The 5,047-nt window shown below is 60.6% G+C and carries 5 protein-coding genes; all 5 read left to right on the forward strand.

Annotation, left to right across the window (positions count from 1 at the left end):
* Positions 1-395: 395 nt before the first annotated feature.
* On the forward strand, positions 396-1,730 hold the full coding sequence (locus NS334_RS09605) for a DNA cytosine methyltransferase (protein ID WP_058755756.1): 1,335 nt from the start codon (positions 396-398) through the stop codon (positions 1,728-1,730).
* A 2-nt stretch (positions 1,731-1,732) separates the two neighbouring features.
* Complete coding sequence (locus NS334_RS09610) at positions 1,733-3,415, forward strand: AAA family ATPase (protein WP_058755757.1); 1,683 nt, start codon at positions 1,733-1,735, stop codon at positions 3,413-3,415.
* Positions 3,412-4,686: a hypothetical protein gene (locus NS334_RS09615; RefSeq protein ID WP_153002677.1), complete on the forward strand. Its 1,275-nt coding sequence runs from the start codon at positions 3,412-3,414 to the stop codon at positions 4,684-4,686. Before NS334_RS09610 ends, NS334_RS09615 begins: the two co-directional genes overlap by 4 nt.
* A gap of 13 nt (positions 4,687-4,699) precedes the next feature.
* On the forward strand, positions 4,700-4,882 hold the full coding sequence (locus NS334_RS17685) for a hypothetical protein (RefSeq protein ID WP_083500379.1): 183 nt from the start codon (positions 4,700-4,702) through the stop codon (positions 4,880-4,882).
* Between the two features lie 62 nt (positions 4,883-4,944).
* Positions 4,945-5,047: transposase (locus tag NS334_RS09620; protein ID WP_153002678.1), on the forward strand; the 103-nt coding region annotated here is incomplete at its 3' end.

Raw genomic sequence — 5,047 nt, forward strand, 5'->3', positions numbered from 1 at the left:
CAACGACTTGGCGGGCTTTTTGCGTCGGTGGCAACTGGTCTCCGACGCTGCTGGAAACTGTAAAAAGTACGCGAATCTGGTCGAGTGAGATCAATAGGTTAACGCCTAGGCTGTAAAACGGTTAGTGCTGTGCGGCCGTCCCGCCGCAGCTCATCTTACTCATGTCGAACGCGGGCGAACATCCTCCCCTTGGCCATCCGTCAGCCTCATTGCTGGAGGCACGGGGGGCGCTGCAGTTGGTTCGGATTCGCGTACGATCAGACTTCGATGCGGTCCCTTGCCCGTGGAGTCGGTCCATCCTAGAATCACCTTACGTAGCGCATCTGCACCATTCTGGCTTGACCGGAATGAACATAGCAGGAACAATATCGCTTCGGGTTGCGTAAGGGACGGGTATGGTGAATTTGAATAAATCTGGGCCCAAGCCCACCGTCCTCGACCTCTTCTGCGGGGCAGGCGGTTTGGCGGCTGGCTTTCAGGACGCCGGCTACCGCGTCGTCGGTGGGATCGACTATGCGGAAGCCGCTGTGCAGACGTTCCGCGACAACATCGTGGGCGCCAAGGGGATGGTGCGCGATCTTCGCAAGGGCGATTTCGAGGACATCGCCTCCTTCGTCGACGGTGAGATCGACGTGATCGTGGGAGGGCCTTCCTGCCAGGGCTTTAGTACCTCGGGCGGTCTGAGCAAGGCTGCCGGTCGCGACCTGACCGATCCGCGCAATCGTCTCTTCAACAATTACATCGACATCGTCGATCACTTGCAGCCTTCGTGGATCGTCTTCGAGAACGTGACCGGACTGCTTCTCTACAACAACGGGAAAGTCGCCTTGGACATCGTCCAGGCCTTCAATGAGATCGGGTACGATCTCGCTCCGATGATCCTGCTGGCGGCGGATTACGGCGTCCCGCAGTTGAGGCGCCGTCTGATCTTCATCGGGAACCGGACCGGTAGTGCGATCCCGTTCCCGGCCCCTACTCATGGCAACCCGACGCTGTGGAAGAACTATTCCCTTCCCTTCGCTCATCTGTCGCGTATCGGGGCCGGCGGTGTGGGTGCTCTGCCGCATGTGTCCTTCGTCGACGCATGCGGCGATCTTCCGCCTGTCATCGAGGGCGGCGAGGTGGACGGCGTCCCCTACAGCCAGCCCGCTTCGACGGAGTATCAGGTCGAGATGCGTCGCCGTTCGACCGAGGTCCGGCAGCATGCGGCGGCGGATCTTTCGACCTTGGACCGCACTGCGGCCCAGACGCTGCTGCCCGGTCAGAACTGGACGAATCTGCCGAAGGACGTCCTTCCCGCACGTTTTGCCAAAATTCGACAGTATGACGCTACCACGCTTCTCAAGCGCCTGCGTGACGACTTTCCTGCCTACACGATCACGACGAAGTTCAACGAGGGCACGACCGGCGCGTTCATTCATCCGACCCAGGCTCGTACCATCACCTTGCGCGAGGCGGCGCGCCTTCAGTCGTTCCCGGACCACTTCGTCTTCGCAGGTTCCGCGGCTCAGATCCGCCAGCAGATCGGGAATGCGGTGCCTCCGCTTTTGGCGCGATGCATTGCCGAGGCGATGCTGCCCACCGTCATGCGTGACGTATATGACGTCGAGATGGCGGATCTGCGCGACGTGGTTGCAGTCGAGATCGACCGGCACGAGGTGGATCCGCTGAAGCTGCACGGGGCTCGGCGGAAGGCGAAGGACCAGCAGGCGCAGCTCGAGCTCGTCTGAAGATGGCCTACTTCACGATCGAGCACATCGAGGCCGCTCTCGATTATTTCGAACGGGACGGTCATCCGACTCTGATCAGCGTCTTGACGATGCTGGCGATGGATATTCCCACCACGGACGATCCTGCATTGATGCGTGAATTCGCATCGACGGACGAGACGAGGTTCCTGAAGGAATTCTTTTCGTTCGATGGAGTGCCAGACGAACGCCCCCTCTACGTCCCGTTCAAGGATACGGGCACCACTCGTTGGCGTGCGACGTCGTATGCGGCGAAATCGCTCCAGCGCCAGCGAAGCGATCATCCGGACATCTTCCGGCAACGGGCCAAGCGCAGTCCGGACTGGAGCTTGTCCTCCGGTTATCCTCCGGCACTGCTGAAACGGATCGGTAAGCGGCTGTGCTTGCCGCCGTTCGCGGCGTGGTTCCTGTGGCGTGAAAATGTCGTCGACACCCAGGGCGCGGTCGACCTCTTGATCGATCGATTTCGGCTCGATCGTGACGGCCTTGCAAGCCGTACGGGCGACGGGGTTCTCTTCGATCGGCATGGGCCGGACGATTTCGAGTCCATTCAGCTTGGTGACGTACCGATCGACGAGAAGGACATTCTTCGGCTCTTGCTGGCGCGGGATCCGTTGAAGGCGGAGCAGCGCGAAAGCGACGTGGTGGACGGTTTGGTCGAGCCTGATTTATTCCCCGGCGACTGGAACATCCCTGCGTCCGCATTGGACGACCTCGGCGATCTGAAGGGCCTGAGAGAGCCGGCCTTCAGAGCCGTTGCGGCTCTTCGAGCCGGAATGCACATCATCTTCACCGGCCCTCCAGGCACTGGCAAGACGAGCCTCGCGGCGACGCTATGCGACAAGGCCGACATCCCGGTGTGGATAGTCCCCGCAACGGATCAATGGACGACGTTCGAGACGATCGGCGGCTATTTTCCTACTCCGGCCGAAGACGACGGGGCTGATCGTCTCGACTTTTTGCCGGGCGCGGTGGTGGATTCGCTTGAGCGGAAGCGATGCCTGATCATCGACGAGATCAACCGTGCGGACATCGACAAGGCGTTCGGAGAGTTGTTTACGCTCCTGACGGGCAACGCGGTCACCTTGCCGTACCGCCGCCGTTCGCCGGACGGTTTCAGACGCGTAAGGCTCGAAACCCAGACTGTCGCCGCTGAGGCGGACATGGACATAATCGGTGTCCCGCACTGGTGGCGCCTGATCGGCGCGATGAACGATGCCGACAAGGCAAGTCTGAAGCGCATGTCGACCGCCTTCAATCGGCGCTTCTCTTTCGTGCCGGTCGATCTGCCTACGCCTCAGCTTTACCGCGAAATTCTTGAGAAACGCATCGAGCGGCTCGGCCCCATCGAGAATAGTAAAATGGCGGAGATGCTTGAACTCGTAGCCTTGCTCTTCTCCCATCGTGACCGGGGCTTCGGTTCTCTCGGTGTTCCGCTGGGACCGGGAATTGCGATCGCCGTGCTATCGCATGCACATAGCGAGTGGATTATGGATGCAGGCCGCGATCCGGCGACGGTGTTCCAGGCCGCATTCGAACTGAACGTCGCATCTCAATTCCAGGGGCGCAGCGACCTCCACGAACGCATCTTCGCACTGGTCGCGCCTCATGTAGCAGACCAGCCAGAGTTGCAGCGCGTTCTTGGCATCTGGACCGGCGTAGTGTGATCGAGCATCGCCAGAGATGGCGTGATTTCATCTGCTCGCCCGAACATCCAGGACGCCACTTGGCCAGTCTCGGATCGGCGGTGGCGGCCTCCACGGGAGAGCCGATCGATCTCGCCGGCCTGGAGGCTTTCCTCGGCAAGCTGGAGCACGGCGGCGATGACATCGCCCATCTTGCGTCGTTGGTCGACCTGCTGTCCGGCCGCTACGACCGCTTCATGGATGCCGATCTTCCACATCTACTGGATCTTCTGGCTGTCGAGGCCCGGTACGAAGACACTATCATAGGGCCGGCGCTCACCCAGAATGCCCGATGGGATAGAACGTCCATAGGTCGGCTCTCTGGTTGGCTGCGGCCGGGACAGTATGTGTCCCGCACCGGGCGGCGCTCGCACGAACTGCCAGAGAATCTGCTGCTGCGCTGGCTGGTAGCGGATCTTGCGAATGCGATCGTCGGCATAAGGCGGCGATCGAAGGGGAGCCGCCTGCACGACATCCTCGAAACCATTGCGGTAAGAGCCGATCAGGCTCGCGGCCATCATCTATTCGGAGCGATTTCCGAACCCTTGCGGCTCGAACCCGTGATGTTGTCCTCGGCTCGCCTTCGGCGTCGCCCGGAATATACGAAGGCGGCGGATCTGGCAGCCAGAAGGTCGATGCTGTCCGATGGAAGCGAAGAGGCGCGCTGGCATGCAGTGCTGATGCTGCTCGCGGTAGGATGGCTCGAGCCGGTCGATATCGACGATCTGTTCGAGCTATATAGCCTCGTTATGGTCCTGGATGTGATGTCGCAGGAACTCGAGTTAGGTGATCCCGACGAGTTCGGACTTGTCCTTCCTGGCAGAAAACAGGTTGCCATGTTCGCTCGGTCGTTCGGCAATCTGAAGGTCTTCTTCAATCAGAGTCCGAAGACGGCAATCGGCATTCGCGGGCGCTATGGTGCAGTGATCAACGGCCATGCCGGCGTGACGGGATCGGAGAGGCGCCCGGACATATTGGTGGTGCTTGAGCGACCGGATGGACGACGGGATATGCTCATCATCGAGATGAAGAAGAGTCGGGACGGCACGTATCTCAGCGACAGCATCTACAAGGTCTTCGGGTATCTTCATGATTTTGCAGCCTGCTGGCCAACGGCAACGAGCGGACCCAAGGCACTGCTACTGATCCCGGAAGGCGTTCAGCAGATCGGGCCAGCTCCGGAGATAGTCATAGCCACCGCCGACGATCGCCGGGCGATAGCTCGTGCGATAGGGGCAGCGCTTCTTTCCTGATATCGCGGGGATCATGGTCGATCATCTATCCGAAGCCGATCGGAGTGCCCTGATGGCGCGCGTGCGTGGCAAAGACACGAAGCCGGAGATGATCGTAAGGCGCATTGCGCACCGGCTGGGCTACAGGTTCCGCCTTCACCGGAAAGAACTTCCGGGCACGCCGGATCTGATCTTTCCGGCAAGACGCAAGGTGTGACGTGACCCCCGTTTCTTCATCCACTTGGAGCTAGAGACCGGCCCATCGAAGGGACGGACGGAATGAAGCGGAAGCAGTTTTCGGAAGAGCAGATCATCGGCATTCTGAAGGAGGCCGAGGCGGGCGCGGTGGTGACGGAGCTGTGCCGCAAGCACGCAACGTCGA

Source organism: Sphingomonas endophytica, from assembly GCF_001476895.1.
GTDB lineage: Bacteria > Pseudomonadota > Alphaproteobacteria > Sphingomonadales > Sphingomonadaceae > Sphingomonas > Sphingomonas endophytica_A.

Coding starts and splice junctions, on each gene's coding strand:
- NS334_RS09610 (WP_058755757.1), top strand. CDS start 1,733: ATGGCCTACTTCACGATCGAGCACATCGAGGCCGCTCTCGATTATTTC.
- NS334_RS17685 (WP_083500379.1), top strand. CDS start 4,700: ATGGTCGATCATCTATCCGAAGCCGATCGGAGTGCCCTGATGGCGCGC.
- NS334_RS09605 (WP_058755756.1), top strand. CDS start 396: ATGGTGAATTTGAATAAATCTGGGCCCAAGCCCACCGTCCTCGACCTC.